This is a genomic window from Prosthecobacter sp. (assembly GCF_044227185.1).
Taxonomy (GTDB): domain Bacteria; phylum Verrucomicrobiota; class Verrucomicrobiia; order Verrucomicrobiales; family Verrucomicrobiaceae; genus Prosthecobacter.
The window spans coordinates 273,896-299,467 of record NZ_JBGAFO010000003.1; the positions used below are offsets into that span (position 1 = coordinate 273,896).

Below are 25,572 nucleotides of genomic sequence, written 5' to 3' on the forward strand. Positions count from 1 at the left end.
GCTGCTGGCGCCCGGCAGACTGGGGCGGAGTGCCGGGTTTGCTTTCCGGAGTACTGGTGGCAAACCCAGGGCGGCGCTCGCTGAGGCTCGCTTTGCCCTGGGCTGCGATAGGCCGCACCTTTGGTGCTAAGAAGGAGGCGGAATGGACGAAGTGGTGTCTTGGCAGAGTGTCATTCGGCAAACCCAGGGCGGCGCTCGCTGAGGCTTCCTCCTTCGCTCTACGAGCTACGGAGGACGCGCGCTGGCCCTGGGCTGCGATAGGCCGCACCTTTGGTGCTAAGAAGAGGCGGAATGGAGGCAGTGGTGTCTTGGCAGAGTGTCATTCGGCAAATCCAGGGCGGCGCTCGCTGAGGCTTCCTCCTTCGCTCTACGAGCTACGGAGGACGCGCGCTTGCCCTGGGCTGCGATAGGCCGCACCTTTGGTGCTAAGAAGGAGGAATGACCGCAGAGTGCTTTGACGGAGTGCCATTCTAAACTGGCATCTTTGTTAATTTTTTGCGGGTTCTTGCGGGCAATCCTGGCAGCATCCATGATGGGGCGTCCGTGTCTGATCTTCTTCCAACCGCCGCCTCCACACCGATTCACGACGCCAAGATGGCGTTGCAGAAGTATTTTGGGTTCCGTGAGTTTCTGGACGGGCAGGAAACGGTGATGGCGAGCATCCTGAGCGGGCGTGACACGATGGTGATCATGCCGACGGGCGGTGGGAAGTCGCTGTGCTACCAGCTTCCGGCGATGGTGATGGATGGAGTCACGGTGGTGGTGAGCCCGCTGATCGCGCTGATGAAGGACCAGGTGGATGCACTGGAACGGCGGGGAATTCCCGCGACGCTGATCAACAGCTCGCTTTCGCTGGGGGAGCAGCAGGAGCGCATCCAGGCGCTGCGGCGGGGAGAGTACAAGCTGGTGTATGTGGCGCCGGAGCGGTTCCGCAGCCGGGCGTTTACGAATGCGCTGCGGCAGGTGCAGATAGCGCTGTTTGCGGTGGATGAGGCGCACTGCCTTTCGCAGTGGGGGCATGATTTCCGGCCGGACTACATGCGGCTGGGCGAGGCGCTGGCGCAACTGGACCGGCCGCAGGTGGTGGCGCTGACGGCCACCGCGACGCCGGAGGTGCGCGGGGATATTTTGCAGACGCTGGCGCTGCGGGATCCGTTTGTGACGATCCGTGGTTTTGAGCGGCCGAATTTGAGCCTGAACATCGCGCAGACGAAATCGAACGCGGAGAAGTATGAGCGGCTGAAGAAAATCATCGCGCAGTTCAAGACGGGGATTGTCTATTGCTCGACACGGAAGCGCGTGGAGGAGGTGGGGGAGGAACTGCGGTCGTGGAAGCTGAAGGTGATCGAGTACCACGGCGGGCTGGACGACAAGGAGCGGGAGTCGCGGCAGACGAAGTTCATCACGAAGAAGGCGGATGTGGCGGTGGCGACCAATGCGTTTGGCATGGGGATTGACCGCTCGGACGTAAGGTTTGTGGTGCATTTTGACGTGCCGGGCAGCGTGGAGGCTTATTATCAGGAAGCGGGGCGTGCGGGGCGTGACGGGGAGCCTTCGCAGTGCGATCTGTTTTTTAATTTTGCGGACACCAAGACGCAGGAATTTTTCATCGACGGGAACAACCCGAGCGTGGATGTGATCCGCGGTGTGTACCAGACGCTGCTGAACGCGGCGGACGCCAATCACGAGGTGCAGGCATCGATTGATGAGATCACGGAGCGCACGGGGGCCAAGAACAGCATGGCGATCGGCTCCGCGCTGAGCCAGCTGGTGCGGAACGACTACATTGAGCGTTTTGACATTCCGGGGAAGCGCATCCGCGGGACAAGGCTGCTGCAGCCGAATGTGCTGACGCGGGATCTGCAGTTTGATGTGGAGGCGCTGCGGGAGAAAGACCGAAGGGACCGCGCGAAGCTGAAGGCGATGGTGGATCTCTGCTACGATGACAAGGCGTGCCGGCAGGAGCAGATTCTGCGATACTTTGGTGAGAGTGAAAGCACGCCCTGCGGGAGCTGCGATGTGTGCCGTGCGGAGGGCGTGCAGCCGCCGCGCGAGGGGACGGCGGAGGAGGTGACGATGCTGCGGCAGGCGCTGAGCGGCATCGCGCGCATGTCCACGAAGCATGCGGACGGCACGTGGGAGGGGCGCTTTGGCAAAGGGCGCATCATTCAGATGCTGGTGGGCAGCAAGTCCAAGGAGATCGTGGACGCGGGGCATGACCAGCTTACGACGTATGGTTTGCTCAAGTCTGTGGGCACGCAGGCGCTGCATCCGCTGTTCGCGGAGATCGAAAAGCTGGGGCTCATCGAAACGAGCACGGGAGAGTTTCCGAAGGTGACGCTGACCTCACGCGGCGCGGAGGTGATGAAGAAGGGCCTGAATGTGCGGATGCGCTGGCCTTCCATGCATGCGCCGGCGGCGAAGCCGAAGGGCAAGACGGCGATGAACGAGGAACTGGCCGCGCGCGAGCTGGGATTTGACGACGCACTGTTTGAAAAACTGAAGCGCCACCGCAGCACGCTGGCGGAGTCTGAGGGCGTGCCGCCTTACATTATCTTCAGCAATCAGACGCTGGAGTTCATGACAAGGCTGAAGCCCAAGACGATCGAGGCTGGGCTGAAGATCCGAGGTGTGGGGGAAAAGAAGGCGAAGGAGTATCTGCCGGATTTTATTCAGATCATCAAGAAGCACGGGTGAGGGCGCAGGGTCAGTAGCGCATGGCGGGACGTCTCACGATGCGGGCTTTTTGAATGATGTCCGAGGGATGCTCGGGAGTGCCGCGGTCCATGAAGTTTTCGATGCTCTGGGAGGCATCCAGGATGGAGCGGACCTGGCCGCCGATGGTCTGTGCGGGGTTGAGGTAGTCGTCGATGCGGGTGACGGCCTTGTACACGACGGACATTTCCACGACGAAGACATCGTCCAGGCGATAGTACTCGCTGCCGGTGAGAAAGCCGGAGCCTGTCCTGCCGGTGGGTGAAGCGGCGGAGTCAGGATGGAGCGTCCGGTAGAGGCGTGCGCGGCTGACGGGGAATTCGAGGCTGTGCAGACGTTGTTCGTAAACCTGACGGCGGCTGTGCTCATCGCGCGGCAGGGTGTCGCAGCCGGCGGCGGTGAAGAGGAAAAGAAGAAGCAGAGCGGTGTGGCGGAGATTCATGGGGTGAAGGTGATGCCGCCACGGAGTGAATCAACTGCGGTCTTCACCTCGCCTGCGAAGCCGTGCTGAAGGGGGCGGCTTCGCCTGAACCGGGGGTGGCGGTGAGGGTCTTGTGAAAGGCGGTGCCGGCAGGGAGTTTGGCGAGGGCGTTGTATTGGGTGGCTTCGGCGGTGACGGAGTCAGGATGCTGAGAGGTCATGCCGGTGAGGGCGAGAACATCGCGCACGGAGGGCTGCGGTGAAGATTCGACGATGAGCTGCAGAGCACGATGGGCGGCGGAAATGTCATCAAGCTGGAGGGCGAGAGAGGCGATCTGGCGCAGCGTGGATTCATCGAGCTGTCCGGCGGGGATGGACTGCAGGGTGCGCAGGGCCTGGGGATACTGGGCGGCGGCGATCTGCATACGCACGAGGTTTTGCGAGGCAGGAAGGTCGCCGGGGAAGCGTTTGAGGAAGCCTTCCCAGAGCATGGGGGCGGAAGGGGATCCGCGCAGGGCGATGTCGATCTGCGTGAGCAAATACCAGGCTGAGCGGTCATCGGGAGATGCCTGGAGGTGCGGGGTGAGGAGAGGGCGTGCGGCGGCGGGGGCGTCTCCATCTGCCAGGGCCTGCGCGAGCTGGACGGGGGAGTGGCGATCCTGCAGGCGGGCGAGCAAATCGGTGAGCTCCCTGCCACGACCAATCTGTGTGGCGAGAGCGTGCAGACGCGCGAGGACGCGGGTTTCGCCGATGGCCGCGAGACGGAAGAAGAGCTCGCAGGCGATGCTGGTCTGATGATTTAGATCGGCAATGCAGGCGCCTTCATCCAGCCAGCGGCGGTAGGCGGGCTCGACGGGCTTTTCTGAAGCGAGGCTGTGCAACGAGCGCTGGTGATCTGCGCAGGAACGCAGCCTGCGCTCGATCCAGGGAAGCAGCTCTGCGGATTCACCTGCGGCGCGCGTGGCGAGGAGGGCGCGCTGCATGAGGCGTTCAGGAATGGGGTCTGCGGGTTTCAGGGCACGCAGTGCATCAAGGGCCACGCGGCTGGCTTCGGCGTGGCGGGCGCCTTCCAGGAGGAGTGTGGTCTGGAGATCGAGCGCGGCTTCGTGCTGAGCGGCATCAAGGCGCGGTGGTGAAGCGCCGAGCCATTTATTGACGACGTGCAGGGCCGCGGCGGGACGCCGGGCGGTGCGGGCGGCCTCGGTGAGATTCAGAACGTTCTGCCAGGTGGCGGCGGGGAATTCGCAGGCGCGTTCATGGATTTCGACGGCGAGATTGAGCTCCTGAGTTTTGAGGGCCTGGGAAGCGAGGAGTTCGAGTGCTTCGATCTTGTGGGATTCTTCGAGGCGGTCGCCTGCGGCGGAAACGAGGAGGCGGCTGTCATCGATCATCGGGGCACCGGGGCGCGTGAGCTCCACAAAGAGAAGCGCGGTGTTCAACGGACAGGGCGTGTGAAGCGGGCCCTGCTGCACGGTGAGCTGGCGCAGGCGCTGCTCAGGCACTGCCTTTTGCCAGACGTCGAGGGCCTGGAGCTCAGGGTCTGGCAACATCGCGAGCTGGAAGATGGCGGCCTGCTGCAGATGCTTCGGAGCCTGGGCGAGGCTGGTGGCGAGGGCGGTGCGGGTGGTGTCGAGAAGCGAAGTCTTGTGGGGAGAGCCATCGTTCGCATGCAGGCGCCAGCCCCAGGCCGCGGCGAGCGTGGCGTAGGAAAAGACGAGCAGGAAAACCTGGCGGGAACTGCGAGACATGAGGCGCGGGAAGAAAAAGGAGGATCAGCGCATGGCGGCCTGGGTGGCGGGCGGCAGGGACTGGAGGGAGACGGTGGAACGGCAGGCGACTTCGAGGCGCACGACGCCGTGGGCATCTGCGTTCACGGTGTAAGGGCGGCCGTTTTCGAGATAGGCGCACTGGCCGCGGGGCTCGAAACCGCCGAGCACGACGTCCACGGGGCGGAGAGCGCGAACCTGGAAGGTGGCGCGACGCGAGGAGAGCTCCATGAACTCCACACCGGTGCTGCACTCCGCGAGGTGGATGTGCTGCGCCGGCTTGTCCTTGGTGAGGACGAGTTCGGTGCGCACGACGCCCATGGTGTGAATGTAGAGCTGACCCTGATGCACATTGTAGCCTGAGACGCCCTGACAGCGGGCCATGTCAGGCAGGCCGGCGGTGGCCGGCAGGCGGAGGGTGCGGCAGTCACCGGCATTCAGGATGATCCAATGATCCGCGGCGACACGGAGCACGCGGGTGTGGCGGGCATCGCGCACGCTGGCGGCGTAGGCGGCGGCAGTCATGGCATGCAGGGGCTGCGCAGTGCAGGCGGCGAAGTTTTTTTCCAAGGAGGCGATGCCTGACTCTGTGCGGACCTCTGCAAAGCTGCAGCGAAGGGCGAGAGGCTCTGTGCGGGCGGAAGCCTCCGCTGCCGGAGCGGCCATGGGCGAAGCAGCGGATGTGGCGGGGAGATTTTCCACATTCACGGAGCGGCAGTAGCGCAGGGCCTCTGCGGTGGGTGTGGCATTCTCCGGCCAGAGCATGAGACTCACCTCCTTGCCCAGGGGCAGCAACTGGCGGTGAATGTAGCTCATGGAGCCGGCAATCTCGCGCTCCATGTCGCGGCGGGTGGTCTGAGCGCGGTCATTGAGCTTGCTGGTGATGTCGGCGCCGGCGGTCCAGTGAGACGGACGTGAGAAGGAATTCGAAGCCGCCTGAACCTGAGGCATTTCGAAAATGCTGCGGGCGATGTGCTCCAGGCGCTCCGCTTCATGCGCCTGCTGTCCCGGGAGCCAGGCGCGGAGGTCGGCCTCGCAAACGGAAACGGTGACGGGCAGTACAGTGCGGCTCAGGATGCGGTCGCGCATGACTTCAGAGCACAGGGGGAAGCCGGGAAGGGTGGAGGGAGCGGAGAAGCCGGTGCTGTCAATGTGGCTGTAGAAAACGCGGCGGCCTTCGCGGGTTGTGGTGTCTGGCACGGGGAAGTCGTGCTCCGTGCCGAGCCAGCGGGCGAGAAAGGCGGGCAGATTGAGCTGAGTGGCAGCGGAGTCGGCGGCCGGGTCCAGAAGAGCACCGCCCCAGGTGGTGAGGAAGGCCTGGTCAAAGTGGTGCGCGGAGCCCATGGCATCCTGACCATGCAGGGCGAGCACGATGTGAGCGTCCGCGGGTGCCTCGAGATCGAGAAAGCCGAGCGAGCGTGCGGCGACCCTGGTGTTTGCGCGCAGGAGGGCGGAGTCCATGGCGGCGACGTTCGTCTGGACGAGACGTGGCGCGGGCCGCGCCGCGCCGCCAAGACCGAGATGCTGCATGGCCAGATAGCGGGCGTGGTCGTCCGTCCAGGGCATGCCGGTGAGCAGCAGAGGAATGTGGCGGGCGCGAAGAGACGGGAGCCAGGAGGCCAGTGCACGCTGCTGCCCGGCGCTGAGGATGAGGCTGGAGTCGAGAATGACGGCGGCGAAATCATGGTTTTCGGGCAGGAAGTCCGCGCCGCTGGCCGTGCGGAATTCGAGCTGGCAGCCCAGCCATTCCAGCGGCTGACGCAGCAGGCGGGAGGTGGCGGTCTGGGCCGTGGGGGAGGATTTCTGGCCTACGTGTTTTTCATCCCAGCCATGGAGCACGAGCACACGGCGGGAGAGCTCCTCCAGCGGGCCGAGATTCACTCCATCGAGCGCCGGGGTGGTGACGAAGGGGATGGCCCCCGTGCTGCTGAGGCGTTGTGCGGCCTCGCGGCAGGCAGTGCGGTCTTCCGGCATGGCGTAGTCCACGGCAAAGACGCGCATGCCCTGCATCTGAACCGTGCGGATGAGGCGCGTGAGGCGCTGCGCCTCAGCGATGGAAGTCCAGTCCACCACGCCGTTTCTGCCCTCACGGGTGTAAACACCGAGGGCGAGGAAACCGCTGGCGACGTGAATGGCTTCGACGCCGAGGCCCAGGCGGAGATCGAGAAGGAGAGGCTTGTCCGGGTAGCGCTGGCGCAGGCTGGCGGCGAGGGAGAGAACGGCGGCGCTGGAAGCCGGGGCGGCTTTTTCAGCGCCGAGGCTGAGGACGAAGCCATCGAAACCTTTTTTTGCCGCGGGGTCGGCGAGGGCTTCGATCACCCACGAGGCCCATTGGGGATGCGTGGGATCAACAATGCGAACCTGCGGGTCCGAGGCGGAAGGTTTGGAGGAGACCTGGCGGGTGGCGCCGAGCATGGCGGCGCGGGAGCCGGTGCGGAGGTGGGCGATGTCGAGCAGGGCGTAGTAATGATTTCCCTGCGCATGGCCGGGCTCCATGTCGAGCTCCGCCTTGGGGTTTAAAATGGAAAGGTCGAAGGCGGCGAGGGAACGGGGATCCGGCCGCAAGGATTGATCGACAAACAAAGTGCGATACGCGGGCAGCTCCGCCGCCATGCCTGTGAGGCCCAGAAGTCCGAAGAGGCTCACGATGCCGAGTTTTGAAAGCAGGCCGGAGGAGAAGCGCGTGTGCCGGGGCCGGGAAATGGGTGATGCAGAGGGCATGACAGGAGGGCGTTTGGCTTTCAAAACTGCGAACACTGTCACGATAGAGTTTCACCCGCTGGAAGCAATGCGCGAGGCGCTGGCTTACAAACAACTTACCTCGCTGACAGAACTCAAAAATCAGTCGCCAAACTGCGTGTCGTGGGAATCATGACAGGTATCATGGAAAGCTCTCCCGTACGCACGTTTGCCGAAGGCCTTTTGATCGATCAGCCCTGGGGCAAACTCACCTGGCTGGCATCGCGGGAACTGGGGAACTCTGGCACGATGACCTTTGGGCATGTGATCATTCCCGCAGACCAGACGAACCCGCGGCACCGGCACCCGAACTGCGATGAAATTTTGCACCTGCTCAAAGGCAGGCTGGAGCACAGTCTGGGCGATCAGAAATTTGTGCTGAAGGCGGGGGATACGATCTCGATTCCTGCGGGGCAGTGGCACAATGCGCGGGCGCTGGACGGCGTGGATGCGGAGATGGTGATCTGCTTTTCTTCGGCGGACCGGGAGACGGAGTTTGAGTGAGGGGTGGCCGGGTTATACCATAGACAGGTGAAAACCGGTCCGAGTGGCTGGCCCTCTGTTAAGGGCGGCTGAATTTGTTTGGAGGCAGAGAAAACTGAGATGAGGGCGATGGATGCTTGCGGCGCAGAAGCGTGGCGGGACGCGTTGCAAACGCTGCTGGAACCCGGCGTGATGTAACGGAGCGCTGGCTTTGCTGCCCCGGGTTGTGTGCGGGTGACCCAGGGCTTGCTCGTTCCTCGCGGCGCCCTGGGCTAAATCCGTCGCCCCGTTGGGGCTGGTGCGCGAGGAGAATGGACCCGTATTTAACGGATCGTGGTAATGAGCGGCGAAGGATTGGTCTGCTGTGCTATGGGACAAGAGCACTGTGGGTGCGCGCGATTGACGATTCATCCTTCGCTCTGCGAGCTTCGGAGAACGCGTTGATGAGCAATCGATTGTTGATTTTTGAAGTGGCGAGACCGGGCGGAAGATGGCGTGCTCTCTGCGAGCGTTGGTCAGCCCTTGGTGACGACTTCGTCGAGGTTGAGGACGAGATTGGCAATCATGGTCCAGGCGGCGAGTTCGGCGGGGGGGAGTTTTTCGTCGGGCTTGGATTCGCCGTAGGTGATGGCTTTTTTGGCCTCTTCGGGTTTGGCGGTGTAGGAGGCGAGTTCTTTCTCGAAGGACTGGCGGATGATCTCGGCCTCCTGGGCGCTGGGGTAGCGGCCGGCGGCGGTGCGGAAGAGGGCGGTGATGCGGGCGTCGGTGCCGCTTTGGGACTGCATGACGTGCTGGGCGAAGTTGCGCGCGGCCTCGAAGAACTGGATGTCGTTCATGAGGGTGAGCGCCTGCAGCGGGGTGTTGCTGCGCTCGCGGCGCAGACAGTAGCTCTCGCGGTTGGGCGCATCAAAGGAGGTCATGTTGGGGGGCGGGGCGGTGCGCTTCCAGAAGGTGTAGAGGCTGCGGCGGTAGAGGGATTCGCCGTGGTCCTGGATGTAGTTGCGGGTGTTGCTGCCGCCGAAGCCGACGGGCTCCCAGATGTTCTCGGGCTGGTAGGGCTTCACGCCTTTGCCACCGATTTTGGGACTGAGCAGGCCGGAGACGAAGAGGGCCTGATCGCGCACGGCTTCGGCATCGAGGCGGAAGCGCGGGCCGCGTGCCAGCAGGCGGTTCTCCGGATCTTTCTGCATCACCAGGTCGGAGCACTGCGCGTTCTGCCGGTAGGTGTGGGAGGTGACGAGCATGGTGACGAAGGCCTTCATGTCCCAGCCGTTTTCGCGGAAGGTGACGGCGAGCCAGTCGAGGAGTTCGGGGTGGCTTGGAGGTTCGCCTTGAGAACCGAAGTCGTTGCTGGTTTTTACCAAACCGATGCCGAAGAACTGCTGCCAGAGGCGGTTGACCTGCACGCGCGCGGTGAGCGGATGCTGCGGGCTGACGAGCCATTTGGCGAGATCGAGGCGCGTGTAGTCGGCCTGCGGGGGGAGGGGTGGAAAGATGGCGGGGGTGTTGCGGGTGACTTTGTCCTTGGGCTTGTCGTACTGGCCGCGGTCCATGACGAAGCTTTCGCGTTTCTCAGGGAGGTCAGCCATGATGAAGGTGGCGGGGATGACGTCGTCCAGCGTCTTCCTTTTGGACTCCAGGGCGAGCTTCTCGGCACGGGCGCCTTCGACGAGGGAGCGCGCACCCTGGTACTCGTTTTCGAACCACCAGTCCTTGAGACGCTTGGCGTCCTTCTCGGGCCACTCGGCGGGCTTCTTGCCACGCACGAGGGTTTGGAGGTCGTTGGGCAGTTCGGCCACGCGCTTGCCCTGGTTTTTGGTGATCCACTGGCTCCAGGACCACTGCGCATCTTTGGCGGGATCCACGCGTGAGGTCATGGCCAGGCGGTCCCAATAGACGGTGCCGCCGAACTGCGTGAAGGCGTAGCCGCTGACCTTGATGCCGGGCTTGAGGCCGAGGCGCTCCGCGGGGACTTCGAGCTTCACCCATTCGCCGGCCTTGGGCAGTTCGCCCATCTGCACTTTTTCAGGCGTGCGCACCTGGCCGAAGGGGATGGCGCCTTCCTGACCCCAGACAGCGCGGTGATTCCAGCCGGCGGTGTGGAACTGGAGCATGATGGCCTTGGGCGGGTTGGCGGGATCGATGTAGCACTGCACGCTGATCTTGCCGTTTGGCGGGATGTCATACTTGGTGCCATTGGCGAAGAAGTCCTGCGCGACGCCGGTGGCTGTGCGCTTGAGGGCGGCACTGCCGCTGAAGACGGGGCCTTTGTCCTTGGTGATGATTTGTGTAGGCTCGCCGGAGAAGTCCGCCTTCACGGGGAAGGCGTCTTCAAACCAGACGAGTTCGCTGGTCTGCACGGGCGGCGCCGGGGTCTGTGTGGCAGGATCGACGTAGTTCAGGGTCTGGATGGCGGCGCGGATTTTAGACTGAGCGGCGGCGATGTTTTGATCGAGCTCTGCGATCTGCTTTTTCTGCTCGGCGGTGCTGAGGCGGAGGATGGGCGGCGTGAGGAGGATATTGCCATCCATGGCGGGATCGGCGGCGCTGTTGAAGAAGGCGTAGAGGGAGTAAAACTCCTTCTGCGAGATGGGGTCGAACTTGTGATCGTGGCAGACGGCGCAGCCGGCGGTGAGGCCCATCCACACGGCGACGGTGGAGTCGGCGCGATCCACGGCATAGCGGAAGATGAACTCCTCCTGGATGCTGCCGCCTTCGCTGGTGGTGACGTTGCAGCGGTTGAAGCCGGAGGCGATCTGCTGCTCCACGGTGGCATTGGGCAGGAGATCGCCAGCGAGCTGCCAGAGGGTGAACTGGTCGTAGGGGAGGTTGGCATTGAAGGCGCGCACGACCCAGTCGCGGTAGGGCCACATGCTGCGCTCGTTGTCGAGGTGGAGGCCGTGGGTGTCGGCGTAGCGTGCGGCATCGAGCCAGTAGCGGCCCATGTGCTCGCCGTAGCGTTCGGACTTCAGCAGGCGGGAGACGACTTTCTCATACGCGTCCGGGCTGGTGTCGGCGAGGAAGGCATCGATCTCGGCGAGGGTGGGAGGCAGGCCGGTGAGATCGAGCGTGACGCGGCGGATGAGGGTTTCCTTGGAGGCTTCGGGTTGAGGCGAGAGTTTTTCTTCAGCGAGGCGGGCCTGGATGAAGGCATCGATGGGATTGCGGATGGTGCCGCCTTTGACTTGTGGCGGGGCGGTTTTGACGGCGGGCTCAAAGCTCCAGTGCTTTTTGTATTCCGCACCTTCCTGGATCCAGCGCTGCAGAATTTCCACCTGGGCCGGGGTGATGTGCTTGTTGGACTCCGGCGGGGGCATGACCTCGTCCTTGTCCTGCGTCAGGATGCGCTGGATGATGGAGCTGTCCTTGGGACTGCCGGGCTTGATGGGGAAGACGCCCTCGATGGCCTTGTAGGCGACCTCGGGGATGTCGAGGCGGAGATCGGCCTTGCGCTTCTTGGCGTCGAAACCGTGGCAGGCGAAGCAGTTGTCGCTGAGGATGGGGCGGATGTCGCGGTTGAAGTCGAGCTTCCCTGCCGCGGAGGCGGTGGCGGTGAGGGTGGCGGAAACGAGAAAGGCGCGAAAAAGCATGGGGACTGAGTACGAAACTCACGCCCTCGGGCTTTCCGGCTTCAGCGGCCAAAGAAATAGCCCGTGGCGTGGAAAAAGACCGGCGCGGCGAAGGCCAGCGAATCCAGCCGGTCCATGAAACCGCCGTGTCCGGCGATGGCACCGCCCCAGTCTTTGACGCCGCGGTCGCGCTTGATGGCCGACATGACGAGTCCGCCGAAGAAGCCCATGAACACGACGAGCGCCGCCATGACGGCGGCCTGCAGCGGAGAAAAGGGCGTGGCCCACCATAATGCGGCGCCGAGGGCCACGGTGGTCAGCCCTCCGCCGACGAAGCCCTCCCAGGTTTTGCCGGGGCTGACGGTGGGGGCGATCTTGTGTTTGCCGCAGGTTTTGCCCCAGACGTACTGCATGACATCGCTCATCTCGACGACGGTGATGAACCAGAAGAGGAGCTTGGCGCGATTGTCCGGCCAATTTGGAAGTTCCACCCAGAGGATGGCGGGCGCATAGCTGATGCAATAGACGCAGATCATGAGGCCCCACTGGATTTTGGAGGTGCGCTCCAGGAAGCGGTCGCAGTCGCCGGCGAGAGCGGAACGCATGGGCACGAAGAGGAAAGCGTAAACCGGAATGAGGATGAGGAACATGATGTACCACTGCGTGGCCAGGAAATAGTAGTGCAGCGGAGTGATGATGAAGAAGACCCAGAAGAGCGTGCGGTGGTCCGCCGGTTTTGTGGGCGTGAGGGTGATGAATTCACGCAGGGCCATGAAGGAGCTGAAGCAGAACATCACGGCTGTACCCACGGGGCCGATCATGAGCGCACCGGCAAATACCGCGACCATGCTCCACCAGGCCTTGGTGCGGGCATTGAGGTTTGCGACGGTGACTCTGGCGGCATCCGTTGTGGCGCGTTTCGCGAGCACCCATCCGGCCACGGAGGCGAAGATAAGGAGGCCGAGGGTGCCGCCGAGGAGGTAGAGGAGCGCCGGGTCGGAGAGGATTTTCATACCGATGAGATGGATTGACCGCCATTCCGTTTCTTTTGCAAACTGCTTTCGTCAGCCACGTTAGAGCGGCCATGAATCTGAATGTGATGCCCCGCCTCCTTTTCTGCCTGCTGTTGCTGACCGTTCCGCTGCCTGCAGCCGAACCGATCACGCATGTCTATAAGAAGGCGGGGGAGCGGGAGCTGAGGCTGACGATTGTGAATCCGCCGGACTGGAAGGCATCGGATCAGCGGCCGGCGATGGTGTTTTTCCATGGGGGCGGCTGGGTGGGCGGGAAGCCGGTGCAGTTTACGCAGCACAGCGAGTACCTGGCGACGCGGGGGATGGTGTGCGTGCAGGTGGAGTACCGGCTGATCCAGAAGGGGGATGAGGGGCCGCCGATTGACTGTGTGCATGATGCGAAGTCGGCGATGCGCTGGGTGCGCGGGCATGCGGGGGAGCTGGGGATTGATCCGAAGCGGATCGGGGCGGGCGGGGGCAGCGCGGGCGGGCATCTGGCGGCGTTTGTGGGGATGGTGGAGGGGCTGGATGATCCGCAGGATGACCTCAAAATTTCGCCGAAGGCGAATGCGCTGGCGCTGTTCAATCCGGTGTTCGACAACGGGCCGGACCAAGGCTGGGGCTACAGCCGGGTGGGGGAGCACTACAAGAAGTACTCACCGGCGCACAACATCAGCGCGGATGATCCGCCGGCGATTGTATTTCTGGGGACGCAGGACAAGCTGATCCCGGTGGCGGTGGTGGAGCGCTTCAAGGCGGGGATGGAGAAGGCGGGCGTGCGCTGCGAGGCGGTGTTCTACGAGGGGCAGGGGCACGGATTTTTTAATGCCGGCGGGAAGGGGAAGATGAAGTTCTACTACGAGACGCTGCTGGCCACGGACAAGTTTCTGACCTCGCTGGGGTGGCTGAAGGGGGAGCCTACGCTGGAAAAGCCGCCGGGGGCGTGAGCCGACGGGGCAAAGTGGTTTCGTTGCAGGACCGTCATTGACAGCGGGGGGATTCCGTCGCTACACAGAGGAACCAGCCGACTCATGAACCTGCCGAACAAACTGACCCTCTCACGCCTGATCCTGACGGCGGTGTTTGTGGTGTGTTTTTACATTCCCTGGGCGAACACGGTGTCCGTGGCGCTGCTGGTTTTCGGCGCGGCGTCGATTACGGATTATTTTGACGGCAAGATCGCGCGGGCGCGGAACATCGTGACCAATTTCGGCAAGCTGTTTGACCCGCTGGCGGACAAGATCCTCATCGCGGCGGCGTTTGTGCTGCTGTCGGCGGATCAGAACATCCCCGAGGCGGCGCGGATGCCGGCGTGGATCACGATCGTGATTCTGGCGCGGGAGTTTTTTGTGACGGGCATCCGGCTGGTGGCGGCGGGGCAGGGGGCGGTGCTGGCGGCGGAGAGGCTGGGGAAGCACAAGATGCTGTGGCAGATCCTGACGGTGATTTATTTCATGATGCGCCAGGCTTCGAACGAGCCGATCTGGGGCTTCATGCATCCGGTCTTCACGGCGAACCCCGGCACAGAGCGGATCGTGGCCGCGGCCGTCGTCTATTTCACCACCTTGCTGACTTTGGTGTCCGGATTCAGCTACTTTTGGAAGAACCGGCACCTGTTTAACGATGCCTGAGCGAATTCCACCCGCACGACCCGACCTGCCATGAACGCCGAACAACAACTCACCGCCCTGGGACTCACACTGCCTGCCGCTCCGCCACGCGGAGGGGTTTACAAGCCGGTGGTGATCGTCGGAAACATCGCCTACGTGTCCGGTCACGGGCCTTATCTTGGCGATGGGAAATACCTCACGGGCCGCGTGGGCGCGGGCCTGGACCTGGAGGCAGGGAAGGCGGCGGCAAAGCAGACTGCGCTGGCGCTGCTGGCCACGCTGAAGAGCGAGCTGGGAAGCCTGGACCGCGTGAAGCGGGTGGTGAAGCTGCTGGGCATGGTGAACAGCGCGCCGGACTTTGCGGATCATCCGAAGGTGATCAACGGCTGCAGCGAGCTGTTTGCGCAGATCTGGGGCGAGGACTGCGGCATCGGCGCGCGCAGCGCGGTGGGCATGGGATCTCTGCCGGGCAACATCGCCGTGGAGATCGAGGGCATCTTCGAGCTGCAATAAGCGAGTTCAGAACCAGCGGGAGCCGAGGGCCAGTCCGGTGCCCCAGTTCAGGGGCTGGCTGTAGGGCTGGCCAAAGCCGTAACCGCCGCCCCAAGGACGGTGATTGTAGCTGCCGTAGTACGTGGGGCTGCGGCTGTAATAGGGGCTGCTGTAGAGCGGATTCGAGTAGTATGGATGCCGCTCATACGTCACGCGGTAGATGGGCAGGCGTCTGGCAGGGCTGCCGTAACCGGGGCGCGCGCCGGTGCCGTAGTATGGACGGGCCGAGTAGTAGCGCGTGCCGGCATTCGAGCCGCTGATGACGTAGTAATAATGGTCACGGTTGGAACCCAGCACGCTGCTGGCCGCCGCTCCCAGCGGGCTGTAGGCGGTGGTGCTGGCGGGCCGGAAGATGCCGCGACCGACGGGCCTGCCCAGGTCATCGTAGGCATAGGCGTGGTCGGGATACCTGCAGGCAGTGAGGGCAAACGATGCGGCGACGAGAAGAAGCGCAAGGGGGCGAAGAGAGGGCGAGGACATGGCGAGCGGGAGTTCCGCTGGATTAGCGCATGGACTCCGCCCGTCTGGCAACGACTAAACCCGGGAGTCGAACGGGTATAATTTCGCTCGGCTGGAGTGGTTCTGAATTTTACAAGATCGCCGCTGTGAAAAACTTCGGTAAAGTTAGAATTCCATGAGCTGGATGGGAAGGCTGTCGCGGATCTGCTTGTCAGGCGGCGTGCTCATGAGCTTTTCAAACTGCGAGGCCCATTCACGAATGGCATACTTGGCCTGGCCGGTGGGAAACAGTTCATTGGGAAAGAAAAGGAGCACCGCCAGACGAGTTTCCTCCTTGTCAGCAAACTCGAAGAAGGATTTGCCGGTCTTCGGCTCTGTCAAGACTCCTTGAATGGCGATGGTGGGACGCGCCGATTTCCCAAGCAGGCTTCCCACGGGCGTGAAAGGCACCGGGATCGCCATATCCAGCGCTTCCCGCACCACCAATCCCGAGAGGGTGTTGGGCTCCCATTCGATGATCGAGAGCTTTAATGTCATGGCGTCCTTGGAAGGAGCGTCCACGACGGTGTAGCGTGATTTTTTGTTCGCCTTGAAAGCCTTCACAAATCTATCGTGCGTGTAGGTCATCAGGCTCTTCACCTTGGAATCATGGCGTTTCTGGCTGAACTCCATGCGCGCAAATTTTTGACTCATGGCCCGCAGCTCATCAGAGACCACGGGAGCGATGTAGATGGACTTTACCGACTCAGCAGCCTTCAGCACCTGCCTGTCGGTGGTCCACCAGTTGCCGAGAAAGGGGGAGCGTTTACGGTCTTCTCTTAGCTCCTTGGCGTGTGGAAGGAAGGCAGTGGGCTTGACATTGACGGCGGCGACCACGCTTTTGGCAGAGCGGCATGAGATCATACCCCAGGGGACAAGGAGGAGAAGGATGGTACGGATCAACATCATGGAACAGTGTCGGAATACGTCTGAGAGTGAAAGATGGCAAATATTTCACATTTTGCCCCCAACACAAACTTCCCCGCAACATTTGCGCCGATGATGGGGGGATGTTAGTTTTCCCGTCTGGTCTTTCGACGGCTCCGGCAATGACGCCGGGCTTTACGCGACATCTCCTTTTTCTTTATGGCATGGCTCTCCTCACTCGGCACCTTTGGTGAAATCCTTCGTTTCACCATCCTCATCCTGGAGGTGATCTTCGTTTTCAACCTCATGATCGTTGTTCATGAGTGGGGGCATTTCCTGGCGGCGCGCTGGCGGGGGCTGAAGGTGGAGAAGTTCTACATCTGGTTTGGCAAGCCGCTGTGGAAGAAGACGATCAATGGAGTGGAGTACGGTCTGGGCAGCATTCCCGCGGGCGGATTTGTGGCGCTGCCGCAGATGGCGCCGATGGGCGGGCTGGAAGGGGAGTCGAGCAAGGAAGTGCTGCCGCCCATCACGCCGCTGGACAAGGCGATCGTGGCGTTTGCGGGGCCGCTGTTCAGCTTCATGCTGGCCTGTGCCTTCGCCGTGGCGGTGTGGATCGTGGGCAAGCCGGAGAGCGAGGGGCATACGACTTCAATTGTGGGCTATGTGGCGAAGGACAGTCCGGCCAAGGCAGCGGGCATCCTGCCGGGGGACAAGATTTTGAAGGTGGACGGCCAGCCGGTGAAGCGCTTTGAAGGGCTGGTGGACAGCGTACGCTGGGGTGTGGTGGCGAGCGAGGGAGACACGATTGCCTTTGAAGTGGAGCGCCCGGGCCAGGGTGTGCTGAAATTTGACGTCGATCCCAAGGCCTGGGCGAAAAAAGATGAAAAGAAAAAGGAGGAGCCGGTCTCCTGGTGGCGCTCCCTCTTCAAGCGGCCTGAACTGCGGTCCGTGGGCCTGGAAGGCCAGATGACTCCGATGGTGGGGAAAGTTAACAAGGACAGCCCGGCCGACGAGGCGGGCCTCAAACCCAATGATCTGGTGCTGCGTGCTGATGGCAAACCGCTGCGCAGCATGGGAGACCTGGGTGACTACATCAAAGAAAACGCGGGCAAGACCATTATGCTGGATGTCGAACGCATGGTGAACGAAACAGAGAAGAAAGTCATTCAGATCCCCATCCTGCCGCGCATTCCGGACAAGAACAATCTCAAGGAGGTCACCGAGGATCATAAGGAATACCCCATGGTCGGCATTGTCTGGGACCAGGAGGGCAAACGCACGCCCACCACCATCGCGCCGTGGGAGCAGATCAGCGACGCGGTGCGGCACATGGGCAACCTGGTTTCCAAGCTCGTTTCACCGAAGTCCGACCTCAGCCCAGCGCACATGAGCGGCCCGGTGGGTGTGGGTCGTCTGTACTACAAGCTGTTCGAACACCCGGACGGCTGGCGGCTGGTGCTGTGGTTCAGCGTCGTGTTCAACATCAACCTGGCGATTCTAAACATGATGCCCTTCCCGGTGCTGGATGGCGGGCACATCACCATGGCCATTGCCGAGGCGCTGCGCCGCAAGCCGCCGCAGGGCCGGGTTCTCGAATACGTTCAGACCGCCTGTGCGCTGATGCTGTTTGGCTTTCTCATTTTTGTCACCTTCAAGGACACCGGCGACATCTTTGGCGGTGGCAGCAAGGAGAAGGAGCTGAAAATCGAGTGGCTGCCGAAGGAGAAGCGGGCCGCTCCCGGAGCGTAACCTCCGCTGCTGCTTATGCGCGTCCTGATCCTCGTTGAGAACCTGCCTGTTCCTTTCGACCGGCGGGTGTGGCAGGAGGCCTGTGCGCTGCGGGACGGCGGCCATGAGGTGACGGTGATCTGCCCGCAGATGCGGGGCTACACGCAGGCGGAGGAGGTGCTGGAAGGGATCCAAATCTACCGTCACTGGATCAGCGGGGAGGCGGGGTCTCTGGGAGGGTTCATCACGGAGTATGCCTCCGCCCTGTGGGGCGAGTTTGGGTGCGCGGTGAAAGCCTGGCGGCGCGGGGGCTTTGATGTGATTCATCTGTGCAACCCGCCGGATCTGCTCTTTCTGGTGGCGCTGCCGTTCAAGCTGCTGGGCGGCGTCAAAGTCATCTTTGATGTGCATGACCTGTGGCCGGAAATGTTTGAGGCGAAGTTTGGCCGGCGCGGGCTGCTGTACTGGGCGGTGCGCCTGGCTGAGCGCTGCACGCTGGCGCTGGCGGATGTGGTGATCGCCACGAACCGGAGCGTGCTGGGCGCGGTGAAGCAGCGCGGCAGGCTGCGCGATGACCAGGCCTACGTGGTGCGCACGGCGCCCAGCCGGATGAACACGGCGGCGAGCCCGGACGAAACGCTGCGCGCCGGGAGAAAGCACCTGGTGGGCTACGTGGGTGTCATGGGCAATGCCGACGGAGTGGACTATCTGGTGCATGCGGCTGAACACATCGTGAAAACGCGCGGGCGAAGCGATGTGCAGTTCCTGCTCATGGGCTCGGGGCCGGAGCATGCGGACCTGCTGGCTTTGCGGGATCGTCTGGGGCTGACGGATTTCATCAGCATGCCCGGGCGCGTGAGCGATGAGTTTCTGTGCCGCGCGCTCCGCACGATTGACCTTGGCGTGGCCTGCGATCCGATCAACGCCTACAACGACCACTGCACGATGAACAAGGTGCTGGAGTACATGGCCTTTGGCAGGCCGATGGTGATGTTTGGCACGGTGGAAGGGCGCTACTCCGCCGGGGAGAGCGCGGTGTACGTCATGGAGAATTCCGCCGAGAAACTGGGGGATGCCATCCTGGCGCTGCTGGATGACGACGCCCGCCGCGAGAAGCTGGGAGCCGCCGGACATGAGCGGCTGACGCGAGAACTGAACTGGGAGCGCAGCGTGGAACAACTGCTGGCGGCATACCAGGCGGCTTGAAGAGTTTTCTAATGATTATTTTGGGCAGGGAAAGCTGACGCCTTGCTAAAACTGGCGTCATGTTCTTATATCAGATGCATGCAGCCGGCGAATGACAATGGGGTGGACGCCATTCAGTTCGAGCCATTCATTCCGCCCTCGACGGCGGAACTGGACGAGCTGATCACGGGATACAAATTCCTGGAGTTCATCGAGCGTGGCGGCATGGGAGCGGTGTACAAGGCGGTGCAAAAAAGCCTGAACCGGACGGTGGCCGTGAAACTGCTGCCGCAGGTGCACCGGAACAAGGAGAGCTTTGCGGAACGCTTCAAGCGGGAGGCCCAGGCGCTGGCGCTGCTGAATCACCCGTACATCATCTCGGTGCATGACTTTGGTGAGACCGCCGACGGCCAGATGTACTACGCCATGGAGTTCGTCTCCGGCATGGATCTGCAGCATCTGCTCAGGCGCGATCCGCCGGAGCCCCGGCAGATCCTCAAGATCATCACCCAGGTCTGCGAGGCGCTGCAGTATGCCCATGAGCACGGCATCGTGCACCGTGACATCAAGCCGGCGAACATCCTGATCGATGAGCGTGGCAATGTGAAGGTCGCGGATTTTGGGCTGGCGAAGGTGGTGGGGCCGCAGTCCGTGGATTTCACGGCCACGGGCGTGACGATCGGAACGCCGGACTACATCGCGCCGGAGGCGCTGGATCAGAGCAGGAACATCGACCACCGCGCGGACATCTACTCGCTCGGGGTGATGATTTATGAGCTCTTCACGGGACATGTGCCGAAGGGAGTGTGGGAGCCGCCCTCGATCCGCTCCGGAGCGGACAAGGGCATCGACGCGGTGGTCAGCAAGGCGATGCAGAACAACCCCGAGAAGCGCTACCAGCAGGTGAGGGACATGACGCAGGTGCTGGAGAAGCTTTTTCAAAACAGCGGCAACTGGAAAAACTTCCGGCGGCCATCGCGGACGGATCCCATGAGCGCCGCGGGCGGGGCGGAGAGAATACCCACCAGTGCGGACACGGTTCGGATGCCACAACCGCTGTCGGTGGGGGCGAAGCGCAGGCTGGTCTGGATCGCTGGCGTGGTGATATTTCTGGCCGGAACAGCCGCTGTGACAATGCGAGGAGGCTGGCAGAAGGCCGAACAGAGCAATGATGTGTCTTTTCATCAATCGGAGGAGCCTGCCACTCAAACTCAGGGGCCGGCGGCACCTGAGCAGATAAGGCTGGCTGAATGGGTCTTTGCACATGAGGGTTTCCTGAATGTGAAGACCGCCGCCCACCCTCAGGAGCGGATGGGGGGAAGCGCCGACATTGCATACATGACCGATCTGCCTCCAGGGGCGTTTACGGTCTGGCGGGTGTCGCTGAGCAAAGTGCCCCTCAAGAAGGACGAGGAACTGAAGGAGCTGACCCAGCTTGCTCACGAAGCAGGAACGGTATCCAACCTTTGCCTGCGCGGCATGAAGGTGCAGGTGGGGGCGCTCGCTTATCTCGCGTCCATTCCGAAGCTCACCAAACTGGATCTTTCCTGGACCCCTCTTGTAACGGATGAGGCGATTGAGCATCTGGTGGCGTGCAAATCTCTCCGAGCCCTGCGTGTGAGTAAAGATCGCATGCCGGTAGAAAACACTGTGGTAGAAAAACTGGCAACTTTAATGCCTGAATGTAAAATTTTGGACTACGACGATAAACCATAGCAAGACCAGATATGAGCACGCTTTCCAAGATCCGCCGTCAAGACAACCATGGAGCACCTGCAAGCCAGCAAGCTAGATGCACCCCGGGGGGGCTGCAGAAAAAAAACACGACGAGGACGAAATCAAAGCCGGTGACCAAGACGGAAGCCATCCCTCGTTTTCCCAGGTCCATGGCTGTGATGGCCAGCGGTGTGACTGCCGCAGCAACCCCGCTCGGGATCCAGGTGCCCGAGGTGCGGACAAGGGGCTGGCGGAAGCCGGCCCGTTCATCCAAACAACGTCTGCTTTGGATTGGCGATGTTTTGGTTCCGACCGGCTTCGCCACTGTCACGCACGCGGTTTTGAATCACCTGCATCATGATTGGGAAGTTGTCGTGTCAGGGGTTAATTATGAGGGGGTGCCCCATGACCTGCCGTACCACGTCATGCCAGCGTGGCAAGGCGGGGACATGTGGGGCATGAACCGCTTCAAGCATCTTTGCACCGAGTTTGATCCAAGGGCGGTCATCATCAACAACGACTGGTGGAACGTGGCGGAATTTGCCAAAATCGCGCCTGCGGGCATTCCGATCATTGGTTACATGCCTGTGGATGGCGGCAATCTCGACACAGCAGCGATGCTTGAGCTGAACCGTCTGCACGCCGCGGTTTGGTACACGGACTTTGGTCATCGTGCCGCCATGGCGGCGGGCTTCACGGGGAAACGTCATGTCATTCCTCATGGGATCGACACAGAACTGTTTCAGCCGGTGGAGCGGCATGCCGCCAGAAAGGCCCTGGGGCTGGACGTTCCGGCAGGCTCTTTCATTGTGGGCAACGTCAACCGCAATCAACCGCGCAAGCGGCTGGATCTCACCATCCAGATTTTTGCCGCCTGGATCAAACAGTGCAACGTTGCCGATGCGTATCTGCTCCTGCACTGCGCGGAAAAGGACACGGGCTGGGATCTGCGCCGAGTGGCCGCTTATTATGAGGTGGCCGACCGTCTCATCCTGACCGGTGCTGAAGACATCCGGGATTTGCAGGATGTGAGCATGCTGAAGTCCGTGTACAGCAGCCTCGACGTGCAGATGACCACGACACTCGGCGAAGGCTGGGGGCTAACCACGATGGAAGGCATGGCCTGCGGGATTCCGCAGATTGTCCCCGATTCCTCGGCGTTGGGTGAGTGGGCCACGCCTGCGATTAAAATTCCGTGCTCGCGCGTGCTGATTCATCCTGAGATCAACACCACCGGCAGCCTCGTGGATGAGGCGCCTTTTGTGGCGGCCTTGCAGGCTTTATACCAAAGCAAAGCCGGGAGGACTCGTCTGGCCGCAGAAGGACTGGCGCATGTGCGCGACGAGTCTTTCCGCTGGGAGACTGTGGCGGGGCAATTCCAAACGCTGCTGGCCGCCGCGCCGTGCCAGACGAAGCGGCGGCAGGGAACTTCTGCCAGGGCGTTTAGCAGCAGGGCTTGAAGGAGGGCGCTGGGAGTCCGGCGAGAACGGCATCGAGTTTGTCGAGGCAGCCTGTCCAGCCGTAGGTGTGCTTCTGGCAGCTTTCGTCACTCGGGAAGCCGGTCTGGGTGAGGTGAAGCTCGGTTTCATCGCCGAGGGCCTTGAACTCGAAGGTCACGAGCGACTCGCAGCCGGCCCAGTCCTCGTCGTCCTCCCACTTCCAGGTGAAAGTGATTTTTGAAGGCGGGACAATCGCAAGGTAAACACCCACCGCCACGACGGCCCTGGAGGTTTCCGGATTGTAAGAGCTGATGCGGTAGGCGCCGCCGACACGGAAGTCCGCACTGCATTCGATGACATGGGGAGGTCCGCAGCCAAACCATTGCTGCATGGCTTCGGCGCTGGAGAAGGCGGCAAAGACGCGTTCGCGTGGCGCCTTGAAGCGGCGGGTGAGCGTGAGGGACTGCGCGGGGGATAGAGAGGTCATGACTTTTTGGATTTGTCGGGTCGTTCTGACGAAGGCTGCTCCACGAGCGCGGCGAGCCTGTCGAAGCTGCCTTCCCACATCTGGCGGTGGCGTTCGATCCAGTTTACGGCTTCGCGGAGGGGCTTGGGATTGGCGCTGATGTAATGGGTGCGTCCTTCGATCCGGCGCTTGAGCAGGCCTGCGTCCTCGAGCACGCGCAGATGCTTGGAGACGGCCGGGAGGGACATCTGCAAAGGCTCCGCGAGGGCTCCGACCGTGGCCTCTCCCTCAATCAAGCGCGAGAGCAGTCCGCGCCGGGTGGCATCGGAGAGTGCGGCGAAAACGAGATCAAGGAGCAGAGGCTGTGGGACGCGTCTCATGGAGAAACGGGTGGATGCTGAGCGCCCGGCTGGCAAGCGGGCTTACTTGACGCGCTCAAACTGGAAGGGGTGGTCCTGCTGAGCTTTTCCGTTTTCGAACAGCGTCCAGTTTTGCGTCAGATGATCAGCATCCACAAAGGTGAAGACGGCGGAGTGCATGTGCTTCTCCGTGTCCACCTTGATTTCACTGTCCTTGACGAGGTCGAAGGAGAGGGATTTGTCATCTGACTTCACCAGGGTCATGCTGGGCCGGTTGCAGAGCATGCAGTAATGCGTAAGCACGACCTTGCCATCCTTCTCATGATAGAGGGTGACCATTTCCTTGGGGGTGTCCGGAAACATGCGCTCCTCGACGGCGCTGCCGCCGGAAATGACGCGATATTGAGTTGTCACGGTCATGGGACCCTGGCCCATGTCCGCCTTTGCCCGCCAGGTGCCGGCAAGAGTTTTGAGTTTTTCAAACTCTGGGGAACCGGTGTAGGGTTTGAAGGGTTCTCCGGCGAAGGTGGCGAGTACTGGAGAGAGGATGGAAAGGGTGATGAGAAGCAGACTGGTTTTCATGGGTGTGCGGTTTGTGACCGGAGTAATAGTTAACCAAACGGTTAAATATAACAAGCGGATTTTTCTCCCCTGTGTTTTTTCGGCGGTTCTGTCTCCATCGGGCTGTCCTTATGATCGGACCCTGTGGTATGATGCCGGCACATGAAAATCGCATTCGTTGGAGCGTCAGGTTATGGGAATGTCGGTGATGACACCTATCCTCTAGTTTTTGCCCAGCAACTGCCGGAGCACGAGCTGATCATCTACAATTCCGACCTTCCAAAGGCCCTGCCGGAAGATCTGGACATGCTTGTCATGGGAGGAGGTGGGATTGTTTACAACCATGGAAAGAAAGGAGAGGATTCCAGGGAATCACCGCATTTCCGCTGCATGAGATTTTACATGGACGCGGCGATCCAGCGTCGCATTCCCTGGGGGTTTCTCTCCTGTGGCTTTCAGTTTCAGTTCAACGGCGGGGAAAATGATGTCTCCAATTTGCAAGCGTGGGCCTTTTATCTGAAGCAGGCACATTTCATCACCCTCCGTTCCCCCCGCTGTGTGAGCATCGCGCAGGAGCTCAGCGGACGCGAGGATGTGGTTTTTGCACCGGACGCCGCGTATCTCTACCGGCCTGAAACCGCAGGGGCACCCGATGACATGCGAGGCATCACACTGATTCCCGCGGGCGTCGTCAACGCGCGCAATGCGCTGATAAACCACTACCTGCGGCAGTTCGCCTCCAGCGGCATGTCAGTGACCTGGCTGGGCATGGGGGCGCCGGTGGATAATCGAGCATTGCTGACTGAAGCTGCGGAGCGTTTTCCCCATGCGCAGATCATCGACTCTCCAGGGCCGCAGGCCGCGTTTGCAACCATCGCGCGGTCACGGTTTGTCATTACCGGGCGTTATCATGGCATGGTCTTCTCGCGCACGAACGGCGTGCCGTTCATCACGCTGGAGGATGCGCCCTACAAAATCCGTTTTGAGAATCTGGAGGAAAGCACCAGCTCCGCCGCGATCCACTTCGAGGTGCTGCGCCGTCACATCCCGCCCAGCTCACCAACGCTGGAGGAACTCGGCGAGCTCGGACGCATCCACTCTTGAGTATTCACGCCCCAGCGTGTTGTCGCGGCTCATGCCGAAGGCATAATCGGTGGGCTGATTTCTGTTGTGGTGATTTTCCGGGTAAAAAACCGCGACCGGCTTGTTCTCAAACCATGCCGCCTGCTGCAGGCTGGACCAGCTTCCCACATAGGCGCGGCTGGTCTTGATGAGATTCAGTGTGGCAGGCACCGTGAGATTGTCGAGAACTGTAATGTTGCCACCCTCGATATTTCGCGCGTCCTCCCCAGAATGAATCATCTGCCCCTTCATGCCGGGACGGAAATAACTGCGCGTAACCACAAACACCCGGCAGGGAAGCCTGCGCAGCACCTGCGCCGTCTTTTCAATCACATCGGACGGCAGTGAACGGTGAGATCCATTGCCAGCGAAGGGCTGGAATACGATGTGTCCCTGCGAGCTGACATTGTCCGGTGCGTCAAACAAAGGCACGTGCCCGCCGGCCGGGCCTCGTATGAGCCTGGCATAATCGACTCCCGCAAAGCCGCACAAGGCACGGCTGATCTCAGGGCCGCGGAGTCCGGCGTTGAGGAACTCCTCATATTTATGAGCCAGGTCGTAGAGGATGAAATTCCTCGCATTGCGATGGTGGCGGAAAATCTCGATCGAGAAAGGATTGTGCGAAGCCACAATCACGGGGACCGGATGCGTGGCTTCGCTCAGGACGCGATAGGCGGCATTCTGGTAACAAATGCGGATCACATCTCCAAGACCGGCGGCAAAAAGGGCGGCAGACATTTGTGAAGCAATGGGGCGGGTGC

At 61.8% G+C, this 25,572-nt stretch carries 21 protein-coding genes; 10 read left to right on the forward strand and 11 right to left on the reverse strand.

The window, feature by feature from the left end; genetic code table 11:
- The first annotated feature begins 543 nt into the window (after positions 1-543).
- Positions 544-2,697, forward strand: a complete 2,154-nt coding sequence (locus tag ACILSQ_RS08920) for a RecQ family ATP-dependent DNA helicase (protein WP_395743254.1) — start codon at positions 544-546, stop codon at positions 2,695-2,697.
- A 10-nt stretch (positions 2,698-2,707) separates the two neighbouring features.
- Here ACILSQ_RS08920 and ACILSQ_RS08925 read toward each other — a convergent pair whose 3' ends face one another.
- Genes ACILSQ_RS08925 through ACILSQ_RS08935 form a run of 3 tightly spaced genes read right to left on the reverse strand, consistent with a single transcriptional unit; the run spans position 2,708 to position 7,622 of the window.
- Positions 2,708-3,157, reverse strand: coding sequence for a hypothetical protein (locus ACILSQ_RS08925; protein ID WP_395743255.1), 450 nt, complete (start codon positions 3,155-3,157; stop codon positions 2,708-2,710).
- A gap of 43 nt (positions 3,158-3,200) precedes the next feature.
- Positions 3,201-4,883 carry a tetratricopeptide repeat protein gene (locus ACILSQ_RS08930; RefSeq protein ID WP_395743256.1) on the reverse strand — a complete coding sequence of 561 codons (1,683 nt, stop codon included), beginning with the start codon at positions 4,881-4,883 and terminating at the stop codon, positions 3,201-3,203.
- Positions 4,884-4,907: 24 nt separating this feature from the next.
- Complete coding sequence (locus tag ACILSQ_RS08935) at positions 4,908-7,622, reverse strand: hypothetical protein (RefSeq protein WP_395743257.1); 2,715 nt, start codon at positions 7,620-7,622, stop codon at positions 4,908-4,910.
- 162 nt (positions 7,623-7,784) lie between these two features.
- On the opposite strand from ACILSQ_RS08935, the gene ACILSQ_RS08940 reads away from it, so the two are divergent.
- Entirely contained in the window at positions 7,785-8,144 is a 360-nt protein-coding gene (locus tag ACILSQ_RS08940; protein ID WP_395743258.1) for a cupin domain-containing protein, read from the forward strand.
- 494 nt (positions 8,145-8,638) lie between these two features.
- Here the strand turns inward: ACILSQ_RS08940 and ACILSQ_RS08945 are convergent, their stop codons facing one another.
- Positions 8,639-11,713, reverse strand: coding sequence for a PSD1 and planctomycete cytochrome C domain-containing protein (locus tag ACILSQ_RS08945; protein WP_395743259.1), 3,075 nt, complete (start codon positions 11,711-11,713; stop codon positions 8,639-8,641).
- Between the two features lie 41 nt (positions 11,714-11,754).
- Entirely contained in the window at positions 11,755-12,705 is a 951-nt protein-coding gene (locus ACILSQ_RS08950) for a phosphatidate cytidylyltransferase (protein WP_395743260.1), read from the reverse strand.
- Between the two features lie 86 nt (positions 12,706-12,791).
- On the opposite strand from ACILSQ_RS08950, the gene ACILSQ_RS08955 reads away from it, so the two are divergent.
- From ACILSQ_RS08955 to ACILSQ_RS08965, 3 genes are all read left to right on the forward strand, one after another.
- Entirely contained in the window at positions 12,792-13,652 is an 861-nt protein-coding gene (locus ACILSQ_RS08955; RefSeq protein ID WP_395743261.1) for an alpha/beta hydrolase, read from the forward strand.
- 84 nt (positions 13,653-13,736) lie between these two features.
- Positions 13,737-14,336: a CDP-diacylglycerol--glycerol-3-phosphate 3-phosphatidyltransferase gene (gene pgsA / locus ACILSQ_RS08960; RefSeq protein WP_395743262.1), complete on the forward strand. Its 600-nt coding sequence runs from the start codon at positions 13,737-13,739 to the stop codon at positions 14,334-14,336.
- A 30-nt stretch (positions 14,337-14,366) separates the two neighbouring features.
- Positions 14,367-14,828, forward strand: coding sequence for a RidA family protein (locus tag ACILSQ_RS08965; RefSeq protein WP_395743263.1), 462 nt, complete (start codon positions 14,367-14,369; stop codon positions 14,826-14,828).
- A gap of 6 nt (positions 14,829-14,834) precedes the next feature.
- Here the strand turns inward: ACILSQ_RS08965 and ACILSQ_RS08970 are convergent, their stop codons facing one another.
- Together ACILSQ_RS08970 and ACILSQ_RS08975 are read right to left on the reverse strand one after the other, a co-directional pair.
- Positions 14,835-15,347 (reverse strand): hypothetical protein, encoded by a 513-nt coding sequence (locus ACILSQ_RS08970; RefSeq protein WP_395743264.1) that lies wholly within the window; start codon positions 15,345-15,347, stop codon positions 14,835-14,837.
- 144 nt (positions 15,348-15,491) lie between these two features.
- Complete coding sequence (locus ACILSQ_RS08975; protein WP_395743265.1) at positions 15,492-16,274, reverse strand: hypothetical protein; 783 nt, start codon at positions 16,272-16,274, stop codon at positions 15,492-15,494.
- A 177-nt stretch (positions 16,275-16,451) separates the two neighbouring features.
- Here ACILSQ_RS08975 and rseP point away from each other — a divergent pair, with 177 nt between their 5' ends.
- The 4 genes from rseP (at position 16,452) to ACILSQ_RS08995 (ending at position 22,324) form a co-directional block, all read left to right on the forward strand.
- Positions 16,452-17,984 carry an RIP metalloprotease RseP gene (gene rseP / locus ACILSQ_RS08980; protein ID WP_395743266.1) on the forward strand — a complete coding sequence of 511 codons (1,533 nt, stop codon included), beginning with the start codon at positions 16,452-16,454 and terminating at the stop codon, positions 17,982-17,984.
- 15 nt (positions 17,985-17,999) lie between these two features.
- On the forward strand, positions 18,000-19,169 hold the full coding sequence (locus ACILSQ_RS08985) for a glycosyltransferase family 4 protein (RefSeq protein ID WP_395743267.1): 1,170 nt from the start codon (positions 18,000-18,002) through the stop codon (positions 19,167-19,169).
- Positions 19,170-19,247: 78 nt separating this feature from the next.
- Positions 19,248-20,864, forward strand: a complete 1,617-nt coding sequence (locus tag ACILSQ_RS08990; protein ID WP_395743268.1) for a serine/threonine-protein kinase — start codon at positions 19,248-19,250, stop codon at positions 20,862-20,864.
- Between the two features lie 170 nt (positions 20,865-21,034).
- Positions 21,035-22,324, forward strand: coding sequence for a glycosyltransferase family 4 protein (locus ACILSQ_RS08995; RefSeq protein WP_395743269.1), 1,290 nt, complete (start codon positions 21,035-21,037; stop codon positions 22,322-22,324).
- Here the strand turns inward: ACILSQ_RS08995 and ACILSQ_RS09000 are convergent.
- Genes ACILSQ_RS09000 through ACILSQ_RS09010 form a run of 3 tightly spaced genes read right to left on the reverse strand, consistent with a single transcriptional unit; the run spans position 22,308 to position 23,710 of the window.
- Positions 22,308-22,790 (reverse strand): SRPBCC domain-containing protein, encoded by a 483-nt coding sequence (locus tag ACILSQ_RS09000; protein ID WP_395743270.1) that lies wholly within the window; start codon positions 22,788-22,790, stop codon positions 22,308-22,310. The genes ACILSQ_RS08995 and ACILSQ_RS09000 overlap by 17 nt on opposite strands.
- Complete coding sequence (locus ACILSQ_RS09005) at positions 22,787-23,149, reverse strand: ArsR/SmtB family transcription factor (RefSeq protein ID WP_395743271.1); 363 nt, start codon at positions 23,147-23,149, stop codon at positions 22,787-22,789. The genes ACILSQ_RS09000 and ACILSQ_RS09005 overlap by 4 nt, the downstream gene beginning before the upstream one ends.
- A gap of 42 nt (positions 23,150-23,191) precedes the next feature.
- The gene (locus ACILSQ_RS09010; RefSeq protein ID WP_395743272.1) at positions 23,192-23,710 is read right to left on the reverse strand and encodes a hypothetical protein; all 519 of its coding nucleotides are present in this window, start codon (positions 23,708-23,710) and stop codon (positions 23,192-23,194) included.
- 141 nt (positions 23,711-23,851) lie between these two features.
- On the opposite strand from ACILSQ_RS09010, the gene ACILSQ_RS09015 reads away from it, so the two are divergent.
- The gene (locus tag ACILSQ_RS09015; RefSeq protein WP_395743273.1) at positions 23,852-24,793 is read left to right on the forward strand and encodes a polysaccharide pyruvyl transferase family protein; all 942 of its coding nucleotides are present in this window, start codon (positions 23,852-23,854) and stop codon (positions 24,791-24,793) included.
- Here the strand turns inward: ACILSQ_RS09015 and ACILSQ_RS09020 are convergent.
- Positions 24,746-25,549 (reverse strand): hypothetical protein, encoded by an 804-nt coding sequence (locus tag ACILSQ_RS09020; protein ID WP_395743274.1) that lies wholly within the window; start codon positions 25,547-25,549, stop codon positions 24,746-24,748. The genes ACILSQ_RS09015 and ACILSQ_RS09020 overlap by 48 nt on opposite strands.
- Between the last annotated feature and the right edge of the window lie 23 nt (positions 25,550-25,572).

Coding starts and splice junctions, on each gene's coding strand:
- ACILSQ_RS09020 (WP_395743274.1), bottom strand. CDS start 25,549: ATGTCTGCCGCCCTTTTTGCCGCCGGTCTTGGAGATGTGATCCGCATT.
- ACILSQ_RS09010 (WP_395743272.1), bottom strand. CDS start 23,710: ATGAAAACCAGTCTGCTTCTCATCACCCTTTCCATCCTCTCTCCAGTA.
- ACILSQ_RS09015 (WP_395743273.1), top strand. CDS start 23,852: ATGAAAATCGCATTCGTTGGAGCGTCAGGTTATGGGAATGTCGGTGAT.
- ACILSQ_RS08975 (WP_395743265.1), bottom strand. CDS start 16,274: ATGATGTTGATCCGTACCATCCTTCTCCTCCTTGTCCCCTGGGGTATG.
- ACILSQ_RS08965 (WP_395743263.1), top strand. CDS start 14,367: ATGAACGCCGAACAACAACTCACCGCCCTGGGACTCACACTGCCTGCC.
- ACILSQ_RS08940 (WP_395743258.1), top strand. CDS start 7,785: ATGGAAAGCTCTCCCGTACGCACGTTTGCCGAAGGCCTTTTGATCGAT.
- ACILSQ_RS08935 (WP_395743257.1), bottom strand. CDS start 7,622: ATGCCCTCTGCATCACCCATTTCCCGGCCCCGGCACACGCGCTTCTCC.
- ACILSQ_RS09005 (WP_395743271.1), bottom strand. CDS start 23,149: ATGAGACGCGTCCCACAGCCTCTGCTCCTTGATCTCGTTTTCGCCGCA.
- ACILSQ_RS08930 (WP_395743256.1), bottom strand. CDS start 4,883: ATGTCTCGCAGTTCCCGCCAGGTTTTCCTGCTCGTCTTTTCCTACGCC.
- ACILSQ_RS08990 (WP_395743268.1), top strand. CDS start 19,248: ATGCAGCCGGCGAATGACAATGGGGTGGACGCCATTCAGTTCGAGCCA.
- rseP (WP_395743266.1), top strand. CDS start 16,452: ATGGCATGGCTCTCCTCACTCGGCACCTTTGGTGAAATCCTTCGTTTC.
- ACILSQ_RS08970 (WP_395743264.1), bottom strand. CDS start 15,347: ATGTCCTCGCCCTCTCTTCGCCCCCTTGCGCTTCTTCTCGTCGCCGCA.
- pgsA (WP_395743262.1), top strand. CDS start 13,737: ATGAACCTGCCGAACAAACTGACCCTCTCACGCCTGATCCTGACGGCG.
- ACILSQ_RS09000 (WP_395743270.1), bottom strand. CDS start 22,790: ATGACCTCTCTATCCCCCGCGCAGTCCCTCACGCTCACCCGCCGCTTC.
- ACILSQ_RS08995 (WP_395743269.1), top strand. CDS start 21,035: ATGGCTGTGATGGCCAGCGGTGTGACTGCCGCAGCAACCCCGCTCGGG.
- ACILSQ_RS08945 (WP_395743259.1), bottom strand. CDS start 11,713: ATGCTTTTTCGCGCCTTTCTCGTTTCCGCCACCCTCACCGCCACCGCC.
- ACILSQ_RS08985 (WP_395743267.1), top strand. CDS start 18,000: ATGCGCGTCCTGATCCTCGTTGAGAACCTGCCTGTTCCTTTCGACCGG.
- ACILSQ_RS08955 (WP_395743261.1), top strand. CDS start 12,792: ATGCCCCGCCTCCTTTTCTGCCTGCTGTTGCTGACCGTTCCGCTGCCT.
- ACILSQ_RS08950 (WP_395743260.1), bottom strand. CDS start 12,705: ATGAAAATCCTCTCCGACCCGGCGCTCCTCTACCTCCTCGGCGGCACC.
- ACILSQ_RS08925 (WP_395743255.1), bottom strand. CDS start 3,157: ATGAATCTCCGCCACACCGCTCTGCTTCTTCTTTTCCTCTTCACCGCC.